At 52.1% G+C, this 22,062-nt stretch carries 16 protein-coding genes and 1 tRNA gene; 5 read left to right on the forward strand and 12 right to left on the reverse strand.

The window, feature by feature from the left end:
• Positions 1-32 precede the first annotated feature (32 nt).
• From yccS to hrpA, 3 genes are all read right to left on the reverse strand, one after another.
• Entirely contained in the window at positions 33-2,192 is a 2,160-nt protein-coding gene (gene yccS / locus LVJ83_RS00645) for a YccS family putative transporter (protein WP_244785306.1), read from the reverse strand.
• Positions 2,193-2,608: 416 nt separating this feature from the next.
• Positions 2,609-2,848 (reverse strand): hypothetical protein, encoded by a 240-nt coding sequence (locus tag LVJ83_RS00650; protein ID WP_244785308.1) that lies wholly within the window; start codon positions 2,846-2,848, stop codon positions 2,609-2,611.
• Between the two features lie 61 nt (positions 2,849-2,909).
• Complete coding sequence (hrpA, locus tag LVJ83_RS00655; protein ID WP_244785310.1) at positions 2,910-7,097, reverse strand: ATP-dependent RNA helicase HrpA; 4,188 nt, start codon at positions 7,095-7,097, stop codon at positions 2,910-2,912.
• Positions 7,098-7,506: 409 nt separating this feature from the next.
• On the opposite strand from hrpA, the gene LVJ83_RS00660 reads away from it, so the two are divergent.
• Positions 7,507-8,700 (forward strand): calcium-binding protein, encoded by a 1,194-nt coding sequence (locus LVJ83_RS00660; RefSeq protein WP_244785312.1) that lies wholly within the window; start codon positions 7,507-7,509, stop codon positions 8,698-8,700.
• A gap of 122 nt (positions 8,701-8,822) precedes the next feature.
• Positions 8,823-8,899 (forward strand) — tRNA-Met (locus LVJ83_RS00665).
• 359 nt (positions 8,900-9,258) lie between these two features.
• On the opposite strand, the gene LVJ83_RS00670 is transcribed toward LVJ83_RS00665, so the two are convergent.
• From LVJ83_RS00670 to LVJ83_RS00710, 9 genes are all read right to left on the reverse strand, one after another.
• Entirely contained in the window at positions 9,259-9,726 is a 468-nt protein-coding gene (locus tag LVJ83_RS00670; RefSeq protein ID WP_244785314.1) for a hypothetical protein, read from the reverse strand.
• Between the two features lie 541 nt (positions 9,727-10,267).
• Positions 10,268-11,827 carry a hypothetical protein gene (locus tag LVJ83_RS00675; RefSeq protein WP_244785316.1) on the reverse strand — a complete coding sequence of 520 codons (1,560 nt, stop codon included), beginning with the start codon at positions 11,825-11,827 and terminating at the stop codon, positions 10,268-10,270.
• 83 nt (positions 11,828-11,910) lie between these two features.
• Positions 11,911-12,195, reverse strand: a complete 285-nt coding sequence (locus LVJ83_RS00680) for a hypothetical protein (protein WP_244785318.1) — start codon at positions 12,193-12,195, stop codon at positions 11,911-11,913.
• Positions 12,196-12,534: 339 nt separating this feature from the next.
• Entirely contained in the window at positions 12,535-13,269 is a 735-nt protein-coding gene (locus tag LVJ83_RS00685; RefSeq protein ID WP_244785320.1) for a hypothetical protein, read from the reverse strand.
• A gap of 268 nt (positions 13,270-13,537) precedes the next feature.
• Positions 13,538-15,007: a DASS family sodium-coupled anion symporter gene (locus LVJ83_RS00690; RefSeq protein WP_244785322.1), complete on the reverse strand. Its 1,470-nt coding sequence runs from the start codon at positions 15,005-15,007 to the stop codon at positions 13,538-13,540.
• A 191-nt stretch (positions 15,008-15,198) separates the two neighbouring features.
• A complete protein-coding gene (gene sodA, locus LVJ83_RS00695) occupies positions 15,199-15,822 on the reverse strand; it encodes a superoxide dismutase [Mn] (RefSeq protein ID WP_244785324.1) in 624 nt (207 codons plus the stop codon).
• Positions 15,823-16,004: 182 nt separating this feature from the next.
• Complete coding sequence (locus tag LVJ83_RS00700; RefSeq protein ID WP_244785326.1) at positions 16,005-16,802, reverse strand: sulfite exporter TauE/SafE family protein; 798 nt, start codon at positions 16,800-16,802, stop codon at positions 16,005-16,007.
• A gap of 27 nt (positions 16,803-16,829) precedes the next feature.
• Positions 16,830-17,258, reverse strand: coding sequence for a TauD/TfdA family dioxygenase (locus tag LVJ83_RS00705; RefSeq protein WP_244785328.1), 429 nt, complete (start codon positions 17,256-17,258; stop codon positions 16,830-16,832).
• A gap of 34 nt (positions 17,259-17,292) precedes the next feature.
• Positions 17,293-17,745 (reverse strand): hypothetical protein, encoded by a 453-nt coding sequence (locus LVJ83_RS00710; protein ID WP_244785330.1) that lies wholly within the window; start codon positions 17,743-17,745, stop codon positions 17,293-17,295.
• A gap of 271 nt (positions 17,746-18,016) precedes the next feature.
• Between LVJ83_RS00710 and LVJ83_RS00715 the strand changes: the two genes are divergently transcribed.
• The 3 genes from LVJ83_RS00715 to LVJ83_RS00725 all read left to right on the forward strand — a co-directional run bounded on the left by LVJ83_RS00715 (position 18,017) and on the right by LVJ83_RS00725 (position 22,062).
• Positions 18,017-20,200, forward strand: a complete 2,184-nt coding sequence (locus tag LVJ83_RS00715) for a UvrD-helicase domain-containing protein (protein ID WP_244785332.1) — start codon at positions 18,017-18,019, stop codon at positions 20,198-20,200.
• A 15-nt stretch (positions 20,201-20,215) separates the two neighbouring features.
• A complete protein-coding gene (locus LVJ83_RS00720) occupies positions 20,216-21,112 on the forward strand; it encodes a DUF3800 domain-containing protein (RefSeq protein WP_244785334.1) in 897 nt (298 codons plus the stop codon).
• Between the two features lie 98 nt (positions 21,113-21,210).
• On the forward strand, positions 21,211-22,062 hold the full coding sequence (locus tag LVJ83_RS00725; RefSeq protein WP_244785337.1) for a mechanosensitive ion channel family protein: 852 nt from the start codon (positions 21,211-21,213) through the stop codon (positions 22,060-22,062).

The following is a 22,062-nucleotide window of genomic DNA, read 5'->3' on the forward strand; positions in this document are numbered from 1 at the left end:
TCCTGTGGTTTCAGACGGCCTCGTTCAAAGCATCAAACGGCCGCCGATGCTTGCCAAGCGGCATCATGGTTCTGATTGTGCAGCGCGGTGTAACAAGGCTCCAGCTGGCGGGCAATCAGGCTGATTTGCTGCCACAATACGCTGCTTTGCCGGTCGTCGCCGATGTGCGCGCGCAAATCTTCCAATTCGCCCTGCACTTGCGCCAGCGCGCTTTGAAAGGCTTCGGCATCGGGCATGGCGATGTTGTCGAGCATATCGGCCAAACGGTAGGCGGTGCGGTAAAAGCCGGCATTGAATGCGCTGTTGCCGCTGTGCGCCATCTGGCTGCGGTAGGCGCCCAAGGCGGAAATATAGCCGATAAGGGCATAATTGATTTTGAGCAGGTTGAAGCCGTCTTGCAGCATATGGCCGTATTTTTTCGGCTCGCCGCTCATGTCGGAAAGGGTGCTGCTGAGTGCGGCGGCGCGCTCGTGGGTTTGACGGCGCACGCTGCGGTAGGCCACATCATCCACGCTGCCCTGTTGCAGCTGGCCGAGGATATGGCGCAGGTAAACGCCGTTATTGCCGATGGCCTGGCCGGCGGTGCGGCTGAGGGTGAGGTAGCGCCAATCCGGCCACAGATAGCTCACCGCCACCCACGCCAAGGCCGCGCCGATAACGGTGTCGAGAATGCGCAGCGGCATGGCGGCATACACATCCAACCCGGCTAGTGAGAAGCTGGTCAGCGCCTGAATGGTGATGAAAAAGGTGGAGAAGCTGTATTTGTTGGTGCGGAAAAAGAAAAACAGCGTGGTCGAAGCAATCACAATCCACAATTTGGTTTCCACCGAGGGCGTGAAATACGGCACCAGCGAGCCGACCACCACCCCAAGCACGGTGCCGATGATGCGCTGGTTGACGCGGCTTTTGGTGGCGGAATAGTTGGGCTGGCACACAAACAGCGCCGTGAGCAGAATCCAGTAGCCCAAATTAAGGTTGAGCGCCTCCACCGCCACGCAGATTACAAACACCAAAATGGCCAGGCGCACCGCATGGCGAAACACCGCCGATTCGAAGTTCAACTGGCTTTTCATACTGCGCCAGATGTTTTTCAGGCCGCCGGTTTCCTGCGCGGCAATACGGGTTTTGTCGGAATGCTCTTCCAAGCCGCGGCTTTCATCGTTTTCGAGATGGCGCAGCTGGTAATCGACGCTGTAGAGGTTTTCCAGCAGCCGCTGCAAAGCATATACCTCGCTGTCGCCCTGCCGTGCGGTGTAGAGCTTTAACGATTGGCGCCCGCCCTCGATGGCGCGCTGCAGCCGCTCGCTGTATGCATAAGGGCGGCTGTTGCGCAGGCTTTCGGCCACATCGCGGCAGGCCTGCCCCTGCAATTCAAGCAGGCGCTGGATGCGGAAAATCAAATCGGTGTTTTTTAATTTTTCCGCCAGCTCGCGGTAATCGACGTGTGCCGAGCTGATGCGTTCGTGAATATCCTGCGCGGTAAAATAATAGCGCAACATGCGGGTGGTGCGCGGGTGCCGGTGCTGGCCGCGCATGCGGTAAAACAAGGCGCTGCGGCATTGGTTGAACGCGGCAATCACGCCGGTGTTTTTCATGGCCAGATTGATTTGCTGCTTCTCGAGCCAATCGGCTTCGTCGGGGTCGAAAAAAGCGGCTTTGGCATCAAAATAAGCACCCAGCGCCGCATAAGCACCGGCCATGTTTTCCTGCACCGGCCGGTGCGGAAACACGATGTGCATCAGCAAAGTCATGCTGCTGTAAAGCAAAGTGCCCAGCAGAATCATCAGCGGGTTCACAAACCAAGCGGTTTCAGGCGTGTAGGTGAGCGTGGTGTAGGTGGCCACCGCCAGCGTGCCGAATGCAATGGTGCGGTAGCGCAGGCCGACGGCGCCGAGCAGGGTAAAGAAAAACGTGAGCGCCGTCATCGCCACCACAAACCACATGCCTTTGTCTAACGTCATCTGTGCCGTCAGCGAGGCAACGGCAAACGCGCACACGGTAAACACAATATTTTTCAGACGGCCTGTGAGGCGGTTGTCCAAATCTACCAGGCCGCCGGCGATAATGCCGAGCACAAAAGGCATCGACAGCGTGGGCACATTAAAATGCCACACCAGCGTGGCGGCAGTAAACACGCTGGCAAACACCGGCAGCGTGGCGATGATTTTGGGGTTGATCGGCGGCGTTCTCATGAGGGGAGTGTGTGTTGGGTGTTTGGAATGTTTGATTGCAGACAAATTGTAGCAGGATTCCGCAACAACGGCCTTTGCTTTCATATTTTCATATTGATGAACATCTGGAAAGCGCGCGTGCGTTTCTTATGGAACACACCCTACGCACGCAGACCGCATTTGCTGCTGTTGTCATTAGGCTTTAATCATTACTTATTTATATATACATGAATTTCATCAATAGCTATTTGGATGTACATAGAATTAATTTGCCATTAAAATTTTTTGGCTCAACATGATACAAATACCCTTGTTCACAGCGTTAGCAAGCGTAGCAACGGTATTTTTGCCCGAGGGGGTTAAAAATACAGTTGCTGCGCTTGCTTGATTTTGTTGCAGGTCTTCATGGTATCTACGCTTGTCGAGCAGACATAAATTTATTGAGTAAATGTCAGTTTGATTCTCGACTTTCTTGATTGGTTATCATCTATGGATGAACCTATGGGTAATAAATCCTCTTTGGAAAGATATAAACATTGCTCCGCCATATTTTTCTCCAAAGGGAGAGCTGCGGGGCATAATAGGCGGATATCGCCCATTGCAAGAGCCAGATAGCCCCAACGGTATTCTTGCTCCAAGCCTGTTTGATAACCATCTGTCCAGTTATGTGCATTCATTTTGGTGCTCAAGCACCTCAGTTTTTATCCTAAAATCATATTGCTAATAAAATTTTACTACTTATTTGTATCTTTCCCATTCCTTCAACAGCCGTTTCACCGACACTGGATACGGCGTCTTCAACTCTTGCGCAAACAGCGATACGCGCAATTCTTCAATCTGCCACCTAAACCCTATCAGGCCGTCTGAAAGGGGTTGGTTTTGTTTTTGCAAGCTGTCCACTTTTTCCTGCCACATCGCCAGTAATTCCTGCACATCGGCTTCGCGGGCTTGGTCGCGGGCGGGGTTGCCGCTGTATTTTTCCATCCGTTTCTGCATGGCTTGCAGATACACGGGCAGGCGCGGCCATTGGGGCCAGGGGGTGGCGTGGGCGAAGCCGGGGTAAATCAGGGCTTCGAGCTGGGTGCGCAGGGTGTGGGCGAGGGGGTGGCGGCCGATTTTGTTGTTGAGCGCCGCGTAGGCTTGGGCGGTGTCAAGCATATAGCGGTTGACGGCTTCTTTGACGGCGGGCAGGCGGCTGCGGGCGCGTTTGATTTGTTCTTTAAAGGCTTTTTCGTCGCGCGGGGCGTTGTCTTCGCCCATCAGGGCGCGGTCGAGCACGGCCGCGGCGATGTCTTCACGCAGGTTGTCTACGCCCAAATGTTTGAGCAGCATGGCGGTTTGGGTGAAGTCGGGCAGGCCTTTGCCCAGGTCTTTGACTTGTTCTTTTAATTGCAAGGCCATCAGGGCGATGCTGCCTTGGCGGTGGGCTTGCGCGGCGGCGGCGGGGGTGTCGAACAGGCGCAGGGCGATGCGGCCGTTTTTCTGCTGTTGCAGGCCGAGATAGCCGGTGAGCTGTTGTTTGCCGCGGGCGAACTGGATTTTTTCAGGCAGTTTGCCGATGTCCCAAGTGGTGACGTTGTCGCGCTCGAAGTCGCTGCTGTTGTCGCGAAAGGTCACGGCGGCGGCTTGGCCGAGCTGGTTTTGCAGGGCGATTAAATCGCGCCCCATGGCCAGCTCTTGGCCGCCGTCGTCAATCACACGGATATTGAAATAGTTGTGTTCGGGCAGCTTGAACGCCTGCCATTCGGCCATATCGATTTGTTCGAGCAGGCGCATATCGCCGGCGCTTTTGGCAATGGCTTGCGCCAGCTGTGGCTGAATGGGTGCGTTTGGGTCGGGGTTGCCGTCAAGAAAGCGGGTGATGAAATCGGGCACGGGCACACAGATGCGGCGGATTTGTTTGGGCAGCGCTTTAATCAGGAGCTGCAATTTTTCGCGGATCATGCCGGGCACCAGCCATTCGAGTGCGGCGGGGTTGAGGCGGTTGAGCACGGGCAGCGGAATGGTGAGGGTCACGCCGTCGAGCGGGTGGTGCGGCTCAAAGCGGTAGCTGAGCTTGAATTTGCCGTCTGCGTTTTTCCAGTGGGTGGGGAATTGTGCTTCGGTGACGTGGCTGGCGGCGTGTTGCATCAGGTCGTCGCGGCTGAGGAACAACAGGCGCGGTTCAGCGGCCTCGGCTTGTTTGAGCCAGGCTTGGAAGGTGCGGATGTCGGCCAGCGGTTGGGGAGCGTGTTTTTTTGGGCGGCGTTGGTTAGGCAAGCCTGCGGCCTGCGGCCCTCTCCCCAACCCTCCCCCACGGGGGGAGGGAGCGGATGGTTGAGGCTCGGCCGTTTCAGACGGCATATAGCATTCGGGCAGCCGTTGGTTGTAAAAATCAAACAGGGCTTCTTCATCCACCAGCACGTCTTGTTTGCGTGATTTGTGTTCCAGCGCGGCGATGTCTTTAATCAGCTTTTTGTTGTGGGTAAAGAAATCGGCTTTAAGCTCGGTTTCCTGCGCCACCAGTGCGCCGCGGATAAAGAGCTCGCGGGCTTCTTCGGGGGCGACTTTGCCATAGGCCACGGGGCGGCGCGGTAATACGGTCAGGCCGTAAAAAGTCACGCGCTCGCTGGCCACCACTTCGCCGCGCTTTTGCGACCAATGCGGTTCGAAATAATGGTATTTCACTAGATGACGGGCTTCTTGCTCTATCCATTCCGGCTCGATTTTGGCCACATCGCGGGCGTAGAGGCGGGTGGTTTCGGTGAGCTCGGCCGCCATCACCCATTTCGGTTTGCTTTTAAACAAGGCTGAAGCAGGGAAAAGATGGAAATGGCTGCCGCGCGCGCCGAGATAATCGTGGCCTTCGGGCGATTTGAGGCCGACATTGGCAATCAGCCCGGTGAGGAGCGCGCGGTGGATTTGCTCGTATCCGGCTTCTTTGGCAGCGCGGATGTGGGCGCGGTGTTGTTTTTTATCTAATTGTTTTTGCTTTAATTTGGCTGATAAATCTTGATCGTTGGTGTGTTCAGACGGCCTGAGTTGTTCGACAGCTTGAGGCCGTCTGAAGGCATTTTTTTTGTCGGCCAAACCCATTTCGATGGCGATTTGCGCCAATTGCTGATGCAGCTCACGCCATTCGCGCATGCGCAGGTGTGAGAGGAAATATTGATGACACCACTGCACCAATTGTTTGTTGCTCAAGCCTTTTTCACGTTCGCGCTGAAACGAATCCCAAATATTCAGATAGGCGAGAAAATCCGATTGCTTGTCGGTAAAACGCTCGTGCGCTTTGTTGGCGGCTTCACGTGCTTCCAGCGGCCGTTCGCGCGGGTCTTGAATCGACAGTGCAGCCACAATGACCAGCATTTCCTGCACGCAATCGTGTTTTTTTGCCGCCAGCAGCATGCGCGAGATTTTTGGGTCGACAGGCAGTCGCGCCATTTGTTCGCCCATTTTGGTCAGCCCGTTGCGCTCGTCTACCGCGCCCAGCTCCAGCAGCACTTGGAAACCGTCGTTGATATAACGCTGGTCGGGCGCCTCGAGAAACGGAAATGCCGCTACATCGCCGAGTTTCAGCGCGGCCATGCGCAAAATCACTGCGGCCAGATTGCTGCGGATGATTTCAGGGTCGGTAAAGGCGGGGCGGCTGTTGAAATCATCTTCACCATAAAGGCGGATGCACACGCCTGCCGACACGCGGCCGCAACGCCCCGCCCGTTGCCGTGCTGCCGCTTGTGAGATTTTTTCTACATGCAGCTGCTCCACTTTGGCGCGTGCGGAATAGCGTTTCACCCGCGCCAAGCCGGTATCAATCACATATTTGATGCCGGGCACGGTGAGCGAGGTTTCGGCAACATTGGTGGCCAACACAATGCGGCGTTTATTGCCGTCGGGGCGGAAAATTTTGTGCTGCTCGGCGTTGGAAAGCCGTGCAAACAGCGGCAGGATTTCATCATGGCGGCGCAGCGGCGATTTGCGCAGGGCTTCGGCGGCTTCGCGAATTTCACGCTCGCCGGGTAAAAACACCAGAATATCGCCTTTGCCCAGCGCAGCCAATTCGTCTGCCGCATCGGCAATGGCATCGGGAAGGTCGATTTCGGCTTCGTCTTCATCGGTTTCGTTTAAGGGGCGGTAGCGGATTTCCACCGGATAAGTGCGGCCGGATACTTCCAATACCGGCGCGCCTTGAGGTTTTTCAGACAGGCTTTCAGACGGCCCTGTTGCTTGATTAAGGCCGTCTGAAAGGCCGTCTGAAACCACAGCTGCTTGTGCAAAATGGCGGCTGAAGCGTTCGGCATCAATGGTGGCTGATGTGATGATGACTTTCAAATCGGGGCGGCGCGGCAGCAATTGCTTCAAATAGCCGAGCAGGAAATCAATATTTAGGCTGCGCTCGTGCGCTTCATCAATAATAATTGTGTCGTAAGCGGTGAGAAAACGGTCGGTTTGCGTTTCGGCCAGCAAAATGCCGTCGGTCATCAATTTGATATAGGCATCGCGCGAAGTATTGTCGTTGAAGCGCACTTTGTAGCCCACCGCGCTGCCGATGTCGCTGCCTAATTCTTCCGCTATCCGCTCTGCCACCGAGCGCGCGGCCAGGCGGCGCGGCTGCGTGTGGCCGATCAGGCCGGCGGCACCGCGCCCCAGCTCCAAGCAGATTTTGGGCAACTGTGTGGTTTTGCCCGAGCCGGTTTCGCCGCAGATAATCACCACTTGGTTGTCGGCAATCGCCTGTTTGATGTCTTCACGCCGCTCGTGCACCGGCAAGGTGTTGTCATAGTGCGGCTGCGGCAGCTTTTCCAAGCGCTTCAGATAGGCCGCGTGCGATTTTTGATATTTTTGCTGCACGGCTTCGATGCCGCCGAAACGTTGCGGATTTTTAAAAGCAGATTGGAGAAAATGGCGGTCGCGCGCAAGGGTTTGGCGGAAATCGGGTTGGAGCATGGCGGCTGGATAATCTGTTTGGATGCGAAAACTGCATTATATAGCCGTTCAGCTGAATAATCCTACTTCGTTATCTCGCCTTGCCAGACTGCTTATGCTGTTTTCGACCCACTGCCCTTTATGATGACTAAGTTGAACAGCTAGCGCAAAACTTGCCTCGGTTAGCACTTGGCCGCAAAGGCAGTCGTGTTTTCGGTAATCGGAAATGCATCATTTGATAATCTTTATTATTAATATCATCGACATATTAACAATCTTTATAAATCAATAGATTACCGCTGGTCTGTCTGGCAGACCGAATAAGCGGCTGTCTTAAAAAGTTCATACAGGCGCTGTATTATGCCAATGGTGTTGTGCGGCTTGCAGTACCGGCGTTTCTTTTTTCAGATTTTTTATCCGGAGGTTGAATATGTCTTATCATTTGTGGAGCGGTATCAATGTGCCTTTTTGGGGCGCATGGGGTGGCAGCAAAGGGTATAATGTGTGTGTTACCCGCAGCAAAAACGCCGAATGCGGCGTGGATGCAGTCGGCACCAATGACCGCGACAGCATCACCGGCACATGGTTTAACGACAAACTGTTTGGCGGCGACGGCAACGATACCCTCAAAGGCTTGGCAGGCCATGATTATCTGGACGGCGGCAAAGGTGCAGATATTATGATTGGCGGCATCGGCAACGATGTTTATGTGGTGGATGACGAATGTGATGTGGTGAGCGAATGCTTGTGGCAGGGCAACGACACCGTGATTTCCTATATCGACTACACGCTGGGCAACCACGTGGAAAATCTGGTGGCCGCCGGCGACGGCGCGCTGACGCTCAGCGGCAACAAGCTCGATAATGTCATCAGCGGCAATGCTGCCGACAATACCATTAACGGCGGTGGCGGCAACGACAAGCTCTATGGCGGCGACGGCTGCGACACCTTAGACGGCGGCGAGGGCTGTGATGTATTGTATGGCGAAGCCGGCGACGACAAACTCAGCAGCGGCGCCGGTGCCGACAAGCTTTATGGCGGCGAAGGCAACGATTGGCTCGACGGCGGCAGCGGCAACGATGTGCTGTATGGCGGTGCGGGCGACGATATTCTGATCGGCGGCGGCGGGCGCGACACTTTGTATGGCGAAGAGGGCAACGACAATCTTTACGGCAGTAACGATGCCGACTGCCTTGACGGCGGCAACGGCTGTGATGTGCTTGACGGCGGCTACGGCAACGACCGGCTCAACGGCGGCGCCGGCGGCGACACTTATATTTTCGGCAAAGGCTACGGGCATGACACGGTTGTGGATTGCGGCGACCCTTGTGATGCCGATAATATCGAATTCAAGAGCGACATCAGCCTTTCTGACTTGTGCTTTACCGCTTATTGCGGCAATTTGATTATCGATGCCGGCAAGGGCGACAGCATCACCGTGAAAAACTGGTTTGGCGGCGAGCAAAACCAGATTGAAGCGCTGTGTTTTAATGACGGCACTTCATTAAATAACAGCCAAATCAACGCGGCTTTCGAACAATGCGGCTACGGCGCATCGTTTAGCGGTGCATCACTGGCCGCGATGGTGCAGGAGCAGGCCGCACAGGCGCCCGCACCTATCTGATTTTTTGGAATGTGAACGAACAATCAACGGGCGCTGCGGTGCCCGTTTTATGTTTGCTGCTGAAAATTTTGCGAATGGTGTTGACACAGTTTCGGATTGTTGTTATAGTTTCATTCTTCTGACGCGGGGTGGAGCAGCATGGTAGCTCGTCGGGCTCATAACCCGAAGGTCGTAGGTTCGAATCCTGCCCCCGCAACCAAACAACATAATTAAGCCCTTGATGTTCAAGGGCTTTTTCTTTGGCCTTCTAAAAAAGGTACCTTTTTTGGTACCTTTTGGGCGTGACTGTAAAAGATTTTAAATGCGCTGCGGTGCTTCTTTCTGTACTTTTACCTGTGTAAAAACACCCCTCCACAATAGAAGTGTAGGGGTTGTGTTTTTAGCGGTGTACTTCCTGATACAACAATTTTACTTAGCTTGCTGACGTATACACTTTTTTGCGTGATTGCGTGCCTAGCTCCGCCTGAGGTCTCTCACAAAAAATTTCGGATTTTTAAAAAAAAAATCTTACTTTCATAGTTGAGGAGGCTAGGTATATGCCCTAACCCCCTCAATCATTTACAAGGTTTCATCAAAACAACCATCTGCCGTTGTCGTGGCTCGCCTGAGTATCCGCCCTTGTACTCTGGAATCATTCCGCCCCAGCTCGCTATCTTTTGTCACGGTGTGTTTAACTCTGTACGCCCATGCGGCGGATTGTTTCATCTGATGCATCAGCTTGCTGTGTAAGTTGCCCAGTTTGGTAAACTCTGTCACACCATGCGGGGTAGGGCGCTTGTTTATTTTGTGGGCGTGACTAAGGATTAATTCATAAACAACTGCGGATAATGCCGCAGCTTGCTCCAGTCCAACCCCCGCAGCATCTCCAGCCTCCACCTGTTCTATAGTCCTTTGCGCCCGCGCTACAATCTCGCACATATCTGTTGCCATCAGTTCCTCTATAACGTTCGCCACTTCCCCTGCCTGTAGCGCTCCTATGCCCCCATCCGCGTTAACACGAATCACATCCTGTAACTTTTTGCCCATTTATTGGCCTCCTACTTTTTTACACGTCTAGCGAGTGCTTAAAAATTAAGCAATGCACATAGCATATTGAATATAATGAACTATTTATCAACTAGCGAGTAGCGAGTGCTATTACTGCCACTCAGCCCTATGTAAACACCCCCGTCCCCACCACCATACTACTAACACAATGAAGGTTCATTTTTTTCCTATATCACTCGCTAGCCCCTCGCAAAGCCTTGCTACATAAGGCTTTCAGCCTAGCGAGTGGTATAGAAACCACTCGCTAAAACCACGCGCTAGGCGGCTGCACAACCTAAACCCCCAACGATTGCGCCACGCTCTCGCGCTTCCTCCTCTGAGAGTGGTCTAAGCCAAACGAGCTTAGAACCTCTAAGGCCGCTTGGCCTGTCTGCCATAATTGTTTGCTTACGAAACCCCAGATACTCGAGCGCCTTGCCGATATCCCCCCTCACTGTAGCGGCGTTCAATCGCTCCCGACCTTTGGCATCCAACCCCAGCATGTGCCCCTCATATGCAGGTTTGCTCAGCATCGCTTTGCTCAGTTCGTCTGTGGAATCAGGTACTCCGCATCAAATCTATCGATTCCGTCCCATACCTCCGTTGCTGTCGTCATCCGCTCTTTGAGGGGGTTAAACATCCTATCTCGTGCGACCAACTCAACCCCCTGCCGCACCACCCCCTGTGTCAGTGGTCTGATGCCCGACCGCTCCAGCATCCGCTGCACTGTCGAGAGATGGATATTTTCAATCACACCTAAGGGAAAGCGTTCGGCGGGGACTCCTTCAGGCTGGCTTAAAGCCACCGTCAATAACCGCAGCTCGTCCGTCCCAAATACACCAGCCAAGCGCGCATCATGTTCCAAAGCCGTTACTACATTCGCCAAACATGGCTCTGGAACCAGCACCGCATTTCCGCCGCGTCCGACTTTTCGCACAAGCAGCTTATCCGCGTAATCTGCCGTCCCTGCCGCCACTGCCCCAGCCAGTGTTGCCTTCCCGCCCTTACGGTTCTGATATGTCTGGCCGTTTGCTTGTCGTTGCCTGATAGCCATATCAATCGTGCGATTTACGTAGTCATCCCGCTGCCACTTGCTGCGTTTTGTGCTGTCAGGGTGTTGAAGCCTTTTGGTTAACCCGCAGGCACTCGCAACATCTAAAATCGTGTCGAAGTCCCGTGTAAAATACGAAATTTGAAAGCAAAGTTTTCCATCTGCCGCGCTCCAATCGCCAGCGCAAAATTGCTCGACTGCCTCAATGTCTCCATCCATCAGACGAATCAGGCCGCCTTGTACCGTTTTTCCTTCGGGGTCTTTCAGGCTGTTGTTCTGTCGCATCAATCGCATAATTTCGTCTGCGTCCGTCAGTCCGATATCCTCATCCCCCCGACTGATGACCTCTGTTGTTCGTCCTGCAACCTCTGTCATCCTTCCTTCGCCAAACAACCCCAGCTCTGCCAGCAGGGCTTCAAACGCTTGTTTGTTTTTCGGCTTGCCGTTTAGCGTCTCCCAATTTGCGCCATCGGGGTAAACTGCCCCCGTAACGCCCATCCAAGCCGTCCGAGTGTCCCGAAAATCCACATCGACCCCAAACCCACGAAAGTGGCACTTAAGTCGTCCGTTCCCGCGCCCCGCAGCTATCCTCTCTCCTGTGTCAGTATCGACTTTCGCCCAAACATGCCACCCTTTGCCGCTGCGGCTCCGCTCAATAAAACAGCCTTCACAAGCCGCTGCGACATCAGGCCACATCTTCGCGCCTAGAGCACCCGGCTTATCATCAAAATCGAGCACCAGAATATCAGCCGGCAAAGTCCAAGCTGCAACCAATAAATGCTGGTGTCGTGTGTTATCCAACAGCTCAGACGCTTTTTTAATATCATAAATCTGTGATATATAGGTTTCACGCTTAGCCTCCGTTCGAATGGATATTGTTTGCCCATTTGCTGAAAGCGGCCGCATTGCGCCTTTACTTTGCCCGCCTTGTGCAAATGCAAACAGCGCGCCATCCGCACAACCTAGCTTGTGGAACATCGTCCGCACACGTTCGATACTGCCGTCTTGACGAACATTGAACGCATCACGGTGTAAATCCTGTTGCCTCATTTTGGGAAACCCCTTATGCTGGAATCCCCCGCTGCAACGGGGGACTTGAGTGATAAAAATTCTTTATTTAAGGCAACCGCTTGTTAGCGGTTGTTTTCTTTTGATTTGAGGGCTTGCACACTTGCGACCAATCTCCGCGCATGCGCCTCAATCTGTGCCTGCAAATCTTCCACATCCTTGCGGCTCCCCTTCGTGTGATTTGCAATTCCGTGTTCGTTGCTGACTGCTGCGACTGCCGCAAAGATTACACATCGCACCGTATCAAACGGCTCTCGAATCGTTGCAATGCCCTCCAGCATTGGCGAAAATTTATACTGTCGGTCTAGATTCTCGATATCCCCTACGTTCGTATAATCCCGCCGTTTCATTGCTGTTCCTCCAAAATTCGGTTTAAGGTTGACGCACGATAGCCCGTTAAGCGGCCAACCCCGCCCACGCGCTCCAGCGGGGGCAATGCTCCGCATCTAATCCGCCGCTGTAGCGTGCTATCACTCACACCAAGCAGTTCACGAACTCGCCTACGTGAGTTAAACGGCATAATTGTGTTTGGGATTTGCTCTGACATTTGCTGATTCCTTCTGATTTGTACTGAAAACATTGTCAGATTAATATATTTTCCGCTTTCGATAAATAAAATTAATCGAAAAGATTTTTCAAAAAAATCTTTCCGACTAATCTGCTTGACAAGGCGCTACCAAACTTCCTTCTTACATGCTTTTGTGCTGTTTGAACCCGTCAATGATTGCCTGATGGTACGCCCGCCGGCATTCCACACCGTGCAGATTAAACCAAGCGTGCCTTTTCAAGTCCTCTCCGTGTTCGCCATTCAGCCGTTCCGCCTGCTCCAACATATCCCTATAAATTGCCTCCTCGTTCGCCAAGTTCCCCAGCTCCCAGCTGCTTCGAACCTCCTCGAACATTATCCCCACCCCGCTTGCCCAATTAACCCCCCAGCCGAGCATTTTAGCGTGTAACTCTTCTCCGACGAGGCTCTTCAAACTAACGTCGTTTCGGAGATTTTCCCATCCAGTCAGATACTCTCGACCCTTGTAGACTTTCTCGTGAGGTAGCGACAAGGTTAGCACGGTCAGTTCTCGAATCGTTTCATATATATTCTTTATCCGCCGAGCCTTGGCGGCCTCGCTGAGTTTCCGCTCCCTTTTTGTGTCAGGTGTTCCTGCGGCGAGTTTTACGGCATCTCTTATCGGTGTCGCACTGCCTCCGTTCAAATGCTCTGCCAGCAAGTATCCGAGCACAACTTCCTGGTCATTCTCTGAGAACATCATTTCAGCCGCCGCTCTCTCTAAGCCGTTGACCGCCCCATTGTCTTTTATCGCTTGCAGCGCTTCATCAAACGTTGTCATCTTCCACCTCCGAAAACAAAAAATCTTCCCAGTCTTGAACCAATCTCCGCCGTATGTCCAGTTGGTCACTCCTTTCATAAGATGCTCGAACCTTATTTTTAACGACGTGCTGCAATTGCCGCTCTGCGGCGTTATCGCTAAAACCGTTGTCAATGCACCAATCAAGAAAACTTGCCCGCCAGCCATGCACCACTGCGAAGCGTTAAGCCGGTGTGGTAAAACCGATGTGATTCGGTTATGTTGGCGAATAGAGATAATATCCCGTATCCGAAAAGTATCCGAAAAAATGCCGTCTGAAAACAATTCAGACGGCATTTCGATATCGGTTGTTTCTGTTCAGACGGCCTTACCAATAGCCCAAAACCTTCCACCAAATACCGCCGATAAAGATAAAAATCAGCAGGTTGACTATGCTCATGATAAAGCCCGCTTTCCACCATTCGCCCAGCGTGGTATAGCCGGAGCCGAAAATCACGGGGGAGGTGCCGGTGGCGTAGTGGGTGAGTGTCATCATGATGCTGGAGGCGGCGGCCATCATCAGTGCAAACAGCATCGGCGGTGCGCCCAGTGAAATCCCCGCTGCATAAAACGCGCCGAACATGGCGGTGATGTGGGCGGTGGTGCTGGCAAACATATAGTGTGCATACATATAGGCCAGCAGCAGCAATGCCGAAGCGCCCATCCAGCCTAAGCCCAAATGTGCCACGCCGTTTTCCAATACGCCGGAAAACCATGTAATCAAGCCCAATTTATTCAAAAATGAAGCCATCATTACCAACGCGGCAAACCAGGTAATGGTGTCCCACGCGCTTTTTTCTTTCAGAATGTCTTCCCAAGTCAGCACGCCGGTAAGCAGCAGCAGCGAGAGGCCGATAAAGGCGGTGGTGGTGGCGTCTACTTTCCAGGCATCGCCCAGCAGCATGGCCGGAATGCCTGCCCACAGCAGCAGCAGTAAGGCGAAGATGGCCATCATAATCCATTCGCCCCGGGTCATCGGGCCTTGTTCGGCCAGCCGCTCTTTGGCAAAGGCCACGGCATTGGGGGTGGATTTGATTTCAGGCGGATACAGGAAATACAGCACCAGCGGCATCACAATCATCGCCACCAAGCCCGGCAACAGCATTGCTACCGCCCAAGTGCCCCAGCTTAAATGAATATCGCTGTTGGTGGCTTTGGCTACAATGTCGACCACCAGCGGGTTGGGCGCGGTGGCGGTGATAAACATCGCCGAGGTAATCGGATTGCCGTGGTAGTTGACCAGTGCCAAATATTTGCCCATGCGGTTTTGCGTGCCTTTTTCCGGGTCGGAATCGTAGCTGGTGGCAATCGCTTTCATCACCGGGTGGATGATGCCGCCGCCGCGGGCGGTATTGCTTGGCGTGACCGGTGCCAGCATCAGCTCGGAAATGGCCAGGCTGTAGCCGATGCCGAGCGTTTTTTTGCCCCACACCGCAATAAACCAATAGCCGAAACGCGCACCCAAGCCGGTTTTCAACAGGCCGCGCGAAATCATGATGGCCACACCGATCAGCCAGATCAGCGGGCTGGAAAAGCTTGAAAGTGCATCACGCATGGCGCCGGCGGGGGTGTCGTTGGTTACGCCGGTCAGCGCCACCAGCATGATGGCAATGATGGAAAGGGCGCCGATGGGCATGGCCTTGCCGATAATCGCCGCGATCACGCCGACAAACATCGCCAGCAAATGCCATGCCTGCGGGGTAACCCCGTCGGGTATGGGGATGATAAACCAGATAATCAGTGCCAGCACCACGGCAATCGCCGTCGGCACCGGCTTGAAGCCTATTTTGCTTTCCATGTCCAACTCCTTGATTGGTTTGTGTATGATAGGTTTAATACTGAAATTATCAAAAGAAACTGGCTATAATTTAGCACTTTTTAACAGCCGCGGGTATGACTTAAAGCAACAAACAGGCCGTCTGAAACATGCATTCAGACGGCCTTGATCAGCTTGAGGGCGTTCATGATGCCCTATCTGTCGCCGGCTTGTTACACCGCAGCGGCTTCAAAACGCCGTGCGGCCTCATCCCAGTTTACCACCTGCCAAAATGCCTTGATGTAGTCGGGGCGGCGGTTTTGATATTGCAGATAATAAGCATGTTCCCACACATCCAGCCCGATGATGGGATAACCTTTGCAGCCGGCCACCGCTTCGCCCATCAACGGCGTATCCTGATTGGCAGTGGATACCACCCGCAAGCGCCCTTCATCCCACACCAGCCATGCCCAGCCTGAGCCGAAGCGCGAAGCCGCAGCCTGCTCGAAGGCCGTCTGAAACGCTTCTACTGAGCCGAAATCGCGTTCGATTGCCTCTTTCAGACGGCCTTGTAAGTGCGTGCCCGTTTTCAGGTTTTTCCAGAAAAACGAATGGTTGGCATGGCCGCCCGCATTGTTGCGCAACACCGTTTGCCTGTCTTGCGGCAGTTCATTTAAGCGCGCCACCAATTCTTCGGCAGACAAGGCGGCAAATTCAGGCAGCGACTCGAGCGCGGCATTGGCATTGTTAACATAAGCCTGATGGTGCTTGCTGTGGTGGATATTCATGGTCATCTCGTCGAAATGCGGCTCCAACGCATCATAAGCATAGCCAAGCTCGGGCAGGGTATAAGCCATCTGATTCTCCTTGTGTGTGATTTTATGAAAAAGATATAAACGATAATAGTTTTTATTATTTGATATGGCAAGCAGAAAAAGCCCTGATATTGATAAGGGTTTTCAGACGGCCACATGGGCTGTCTGTGAAAATGCCGTCTGAAAGCCATTCAGACGGCATTTTGCATTATATTTGGCAGAGATTAACCAAAAATCACTTTATAGCCCATTGTGAACATAATCAGCAATACTGTTGCAACCAACACCTTTTTAATAATGGCACCATCAGTATGGATGGCATGCAGGCTGCCGAAATGATTGCCGGCCAAATTGGCGATAATCATCGGAATGCCAATTAAAAAAGCCATTTTACCTGCAATTAAAAAAGCCACAAATGCACCGATATTGGAAGCGAAATTAAAAATTTTAGAGGTAGCAGAAGCTTGCAGCAGCGTTAAGCGGTTAATTAAATGCAACGCGATGATAAAAATACTGCCTGTGCCCGGTCCGAAAAAACCATCATAAAAACCCACTACCAAACATGTGATAAAAACAGCCAAAGCAGATTCTTTAATTTCATTATCTTGATGACCCCGGATGAGTTTGCCTTTAAACAGTGTTGCTAGCAAACCGATAGGGAGAAATCCTAAAATAATATAGTTGATGATATGTGTCGGCAGCATCAAAATCACTTTGGCACCGATAAATGCGCCAACAATGGCGGAAATAATGCCTATGGGTATTATTTTCCAAATGATAGCGTTGTTTTTCATAAAGTTTTTAATTGCAGCAATCGTGCCGATAGTACTGACCAGCTTTTCTTGTGCCAATGCCACTTGGGGTGGCAACCCCACCATCAGAAAGGCCGGGATCAAAATCAGCCCGGCACCCCCGGCAATCGCATCAATATAGCCTGCTACAAGCGATGCAATAATCAGCAAACCCAAGCCGATATAAAAATATTCAGCAATAATACTGCCATCAACGAATAATGCTTCCATGATATTAGATTCCTTTTGATGTGTGGATTAAATGGTTTTTAGAGGGTGATTGCATACCGGGGAAAGCAAATATTGTTGCTGTGGCCGTTCATACAATCCAAATACCCGCAGTAACCATCTGTCTTGCCCATCAAATTTAGGCCGAAAGCCATTTCTTGTATGTAATGTTGTCTGATTATTAAATGTTACGGCCTGCCCGGGTTTTAAATACAAATCTTTCCATTTATCTTTGTTTAATGCTTGTTTTCTGAAGTGCATCAATGCGGCTTCATGGCGGGGGCTGAAAGATGAAACATGATGATAATCAAATCGTGAATGATAAGAACCGTTTGATTGGCGTACTAAAAGTGGAAGCCTGTTTAAAGATTGGCTCTCTTGAAAAGAGGCCGGTCTCGTAATGGTATAGTATGGTTCTTGCAATAACTGCAAATCTTCTGCTGTTAAATCGGATAACACATCATCCAGCAGTAAAATGCTGGTGGCAACTTTGTCATGCTGGCGTAAGCATAATAATGTTAATGTATCTGGCACTGGTGTAGATAGAAATAGGGGGGTAGCTATTTTCCCCACGTAATTTTAAATCGGGATTGTCTACATGTGGATAAAATGTTTTGCTTGATCCGTATGAGCTAATTTCATTTTCGAGCCCTTTTTTGGGTACAACATGTCTGATAAGGCGCCCTTCATTTTCTCCTTGATACACAACAGGGTATAAGCCTAATGCTGTAATATAAGCCAGTAGATTAATTGATGCAGTAGGTATCAGCTCCGTAGGTAAAAAGCCTATGTCTACAAGGGTTTTCGGTAAAGCTGAGTCAATTTCAATATCTGAAACCACAAAAGCGTTGTTTTTCAGAGTTAAGGCATCTGTTTGATATCTGTCGCCATACCTATGCAGGTTGGCATGCTCTTGCGCTGCTTGATATAAAATATTATTTTCCATGAAATCCTGTCATTTCCAAATATCAAAAAGGAAAATATTTATATAATATCGTTAAAGTTAAATCAAGTTAGGTTTAATTAAAAATAATTAAATAACCTATAAATGTTATTATCTCTTTGGCATGTTCGGAAATATGCTGATTTTTTATAAATTATTGGCATAATAATTCGTCATGTATGGGTAAATGTAGGGCTTCTCAATTTTTGAAAGTATTTCAGGCGGTGCCTGATGTGAATAACGCAGTATGTCAAAAAACGCTACAATAGCGCCCATGAATACATCACTCTTACAAGGCCTCAACCCCGAACAACTTGCCGCCGTAACTTGGCCGCCGCAATCTGCGCTGGTGCTGGCCGGTGCGGGCAGCGGCAAAACCCGTGTGCTCACCACCCGCATCGCCTGGCTGCTGCAAAGCGGCCAAGCCGGCGTGCACAGCATCATGGCGGTTACCTTTACCAACAAGGCCGCCAAAGAAATGCAAACGCGGCTTGCGGCGATGATACCGGTGAATGTGCGCAGCATGTGGTTGGGCACGTTTCACGGCCTCTGCCACCGCTTTTTGCGCATGCATCATCAAGATGCCGGCCTGCCGTCTGCCTTTCAGATTCTCGACAGCGGCGATCAGCTCGCGCTGATCAAGCGTATGCTCAAAGCGCTCAATATCGCCGAGGAAATCATCGCGCCGCGCAGCCTGCAAGGCTTTATCAACGCCCAAAAAGAAAGCGGCTTGCGCGCCGAAGCCCTGCATGCCCCCGACCCGCATACCACCAAAATGGTCGAATGCTATGCTGAATACGACAAAATCTGCCAGCGCGAAGGCGTGGTGGATTTTGCCGAACTGATGTTGCGCAGCTATGAATTGCTGCAACGCAACGAAATTTTGCGCCGTCATTATCAAAACCGCTTCAACCACATTCTGGTGGACGAATTTCAAGACACCAACAAGCTGCAATATGCTTGGCTGAAGCTGATGGCCGGCGACAATGCCGCGGTGTTTGCCGTCGGCGACGACGACCAATCGATTTACCGCTTCCGCGGCGCACACGTGGGCAATATGAGCGCCTTGATGCATGAATTCGACATCGAAGCCCCGATTAAGTTGGAGCAGAATTACCGCTCGGTCGGCAATATCCTGATGGCCGCCAACGCCGTCATCGAGCACAACGCCGAGCGCTTGGGCAAAAATCTGCGCACCGATGCGGCAGACGGCGACAAAATCCGCTTTATCGCCGCCCCCACCGATTTTGAAGAAGCGCAGTTTGTGATAGACGAAGCCAAATCGCTGCAACGCGAAGGCCGCACCTTCAGCCAGATGGCCGTGCTTTACCGCAGCAATGCCCAGTCGCGCGTGCTCGAACAAGCCCTATTCCGCGCCGGCGTGCCCTATAAAATCTATGGCGGTCTGCGCTTTTACGAGCGCCAGGAAATCAAACACGCGCTCGCCTATCTGCGCCTGGCCGTCAACCCCGACGACGACAATGCCCTTTTGCGCGTGATCAACGTGCCCGCCCGCGGCATCGGTGCACGCACCATCGAAAACATTCAGACGGCCGCCGCCGAACAAGGTATCTCATTGTGGCAGGCCGCCTGCGGCATGGGCGCAAAAGCTGCCAAAGTCGCCGCTTTCGTGCGCCTGATTGAAGGCTTGGGCACCCAGGCCGCCGTTTCTTCGCTGCAAGAAATGATGCTCGCCGTCACCCGCGATAGTGGGCTGGTCGAATACTACCAAACCCAAAAAGGCGACCATCAAGACCGTTTGGACAACTTGGATGAATTGGTCAACGCTGCCGTTGCCTTCAAACCCGAAGAGAGTGTGTTTGAAGTGTTGCCCGAAGGCGCACAGGCAAACCCGCTGTTTCCCATTCTCGCTTTTCTCAGCAGCGCCGCACTCGAATCCGGCGAAAACCAGGCCGGCGAAGGCGAAGAAGCCCTGCAATTGATGACCGTGCACGCCGCCAAAGGCTTGGAATTTGATGCCGTATTCCTCACCGGCATGGAAGAAGGGCTGTTCCCCAGCGAATACAGCCTGGCCGAACGCGGCGGCCTCGAAGAAGAACGCCGCCTGATGTATGTGGCCATCACCCGCGCCCGCCAACGCCTGTATATCAGCATGGCGCAACAACGCTTGCTGCACGGCCAAACCCATTTCGGCATCGTGTCGCGCTTTGTCGACGAAATTCCCGAAGTCGTATTGCATCGCTTATCGGCCAAAACCAAGCCGTTCAACAGCTTTACCGACGCTCCGAAAATCAAAACCCGCGTGGCGGAAAACTATGATTTGCCGCAAGACTATGCCGGCTTTCGCATCGGCCAAAACGTGCGCCACGCCAAATTCGGCACCGGCGTGATTATCGAAGCGGTCAATAAAGGCGAATCGGCGCGGCTGACGATAAACTTCGGCCAACACGGCGTGAAAGAATTGGATACGGCGTATGCGAAATTAGAGGCCGTCTGAAAAAGGAAAATATTAATGAATACAGACAATCCGTTTTCATTTGATGTGTCGGAATCAGAGCGGCTCAATCAGCTTTCCTTAGATTTTTCCAAACCTGCTGAAGCTTTTTCTGCTCAAACAGCCGCATCTACCTTCAGCCCCTACATCGTTTATGTAGATGAAAGCGGCGACACACATCTTGAAGGGAATGATAAAAGTTACCCTGTATTTGTATTGGCATTTTGTATTTTCCATAAAAAATACTATGCGGATGTGCTTGTTCCGGAAATGCAAAGCCTGAAATTTAATTATTTCGGCCACGATGCCATCATTTTTCATGAGCGGGAAATCCGCAAAAAACTACCGCCTTTCACCTTTCAAAGCCGTGATATTGAAAACGCATTTATGGGCTCATTAAGCGGGATTATCGAGAGCAGTAAATTTGTATTGATTGCCGGTGCAATTATGAAACAACGACTGGCTGCCAAGCCCGCCAGAAATGCCTATCACATTGCCTTAACCTCCTGCTTGGAAAATTTATATCGGTTTCTCATCGAAAAAAACCACTACAAAAGCAAGACATTTATCGTGGTAGAAGCGCGGGGCGACAAAGAAGATAGAGAGCTTGAATTGGAATTTCGCCGTATTTGCGCAGGAGACAATCAGCTGAAAACAAAATTTCCGTTTGAAATTATCATTAAATCCAAACAGATTAATTCGACAGGGATGCAATTTGCTGATTTATTTGCCCGTCCGATAGGCCGTCATTTGATTGATGGTGAAGCCAAGCCGAACCGTGCGTTTGATATTTTGAAAGAAAAATTTTTCTGCCAGAATCCCCAACGTTTGGGAGAGCATTATTGGGATTACGGGTTAACGGTTTTCCCGCCGGTCATACAAGCGAAAGGCCCCGACATGACGTCAGAGCCGTAACGCCGACCGGGGAACCCCCCAATCCACTTAAAGCTATTATAAAGCCGAATATAAAAGATTTCAAACCCCACTTCCCACCCCAATCCAACGGAAACCCCATGTGGCAAACCATTACTGAATTTATCAACCACGGCCCGATACGCGCAGAGCTGGTACAGTCGGTGCTGATGATTATCGGCATTTTGCTGGTGCGCGGTGTGATTTTGCAGGCGCATTTCCGCCGCCATCCGCTGCTGGAAATCGAAGACAAGCGTCGCTGGGTGGTGGTGACCCGCAACGTTACCCTGATTGTGGTGATTTTCGGGCTGCTGGCGATTTGGGCGGCGCAAATCCAAACGCTGGCCTTGTCGATGTTTGCCGTGGCTGCGGCGATTGTGCTGGCCACCAAAGAGCTGATTATGTGCCTTTCCGGCAGCGTGTTGCGCGCCACCACCAAACAGTATTCGGTGGGCGACTATATCGAAGTGGGCGGACTGCGCGGGCGCGTGGTCGACATCAATCTGCTCAACACGCTGATGATGCAGCTCGGCCCCAATCCGCTGGTGGGGCAGCTTTCCGGCAAAACAGTGTCGTTTCCCAACAGCCTGCTGCTCGGCCAATCGGTGCAGCGCGACAATGTGCTTGGCATGTTTGTTATCCACACTTTTGAAATACCGGTGCCGATTGCGCTGGATTCCGATGCCATCGTACCCGGCTTGCAGATGTTGGTCGATAAGCTGTGCGCACCTTATGTGGACGACATCACGCTTTATCTGGAGCGGGTGCAGACGCAAAAACTGTTTATCACCCCCGCCGCCCAGCCGCGCATCACCCGTGTGCCGCACGATGATAAGGTGTATAACATCGTGGTGCGCTTTGCCGCGCCGGTGCCGAAACGCTTGGAAATCCAGCAGGCCGTTTTAGACGAATTTATCCGCATCCAATACCGTTTGTTGAATGCAAACCGCTGA

Origin of the sequence: Uruburuella testudinis (assembly GCF_022870865.1) — a bacterium.
In the GTDB taxonomy this organism is placed as follows: Bacteria; Pseudomonadota; Gammaproteobacteria; order Burkholderiales; family Neisseriaceae; genus Neisseria; species Neisseria testudinis.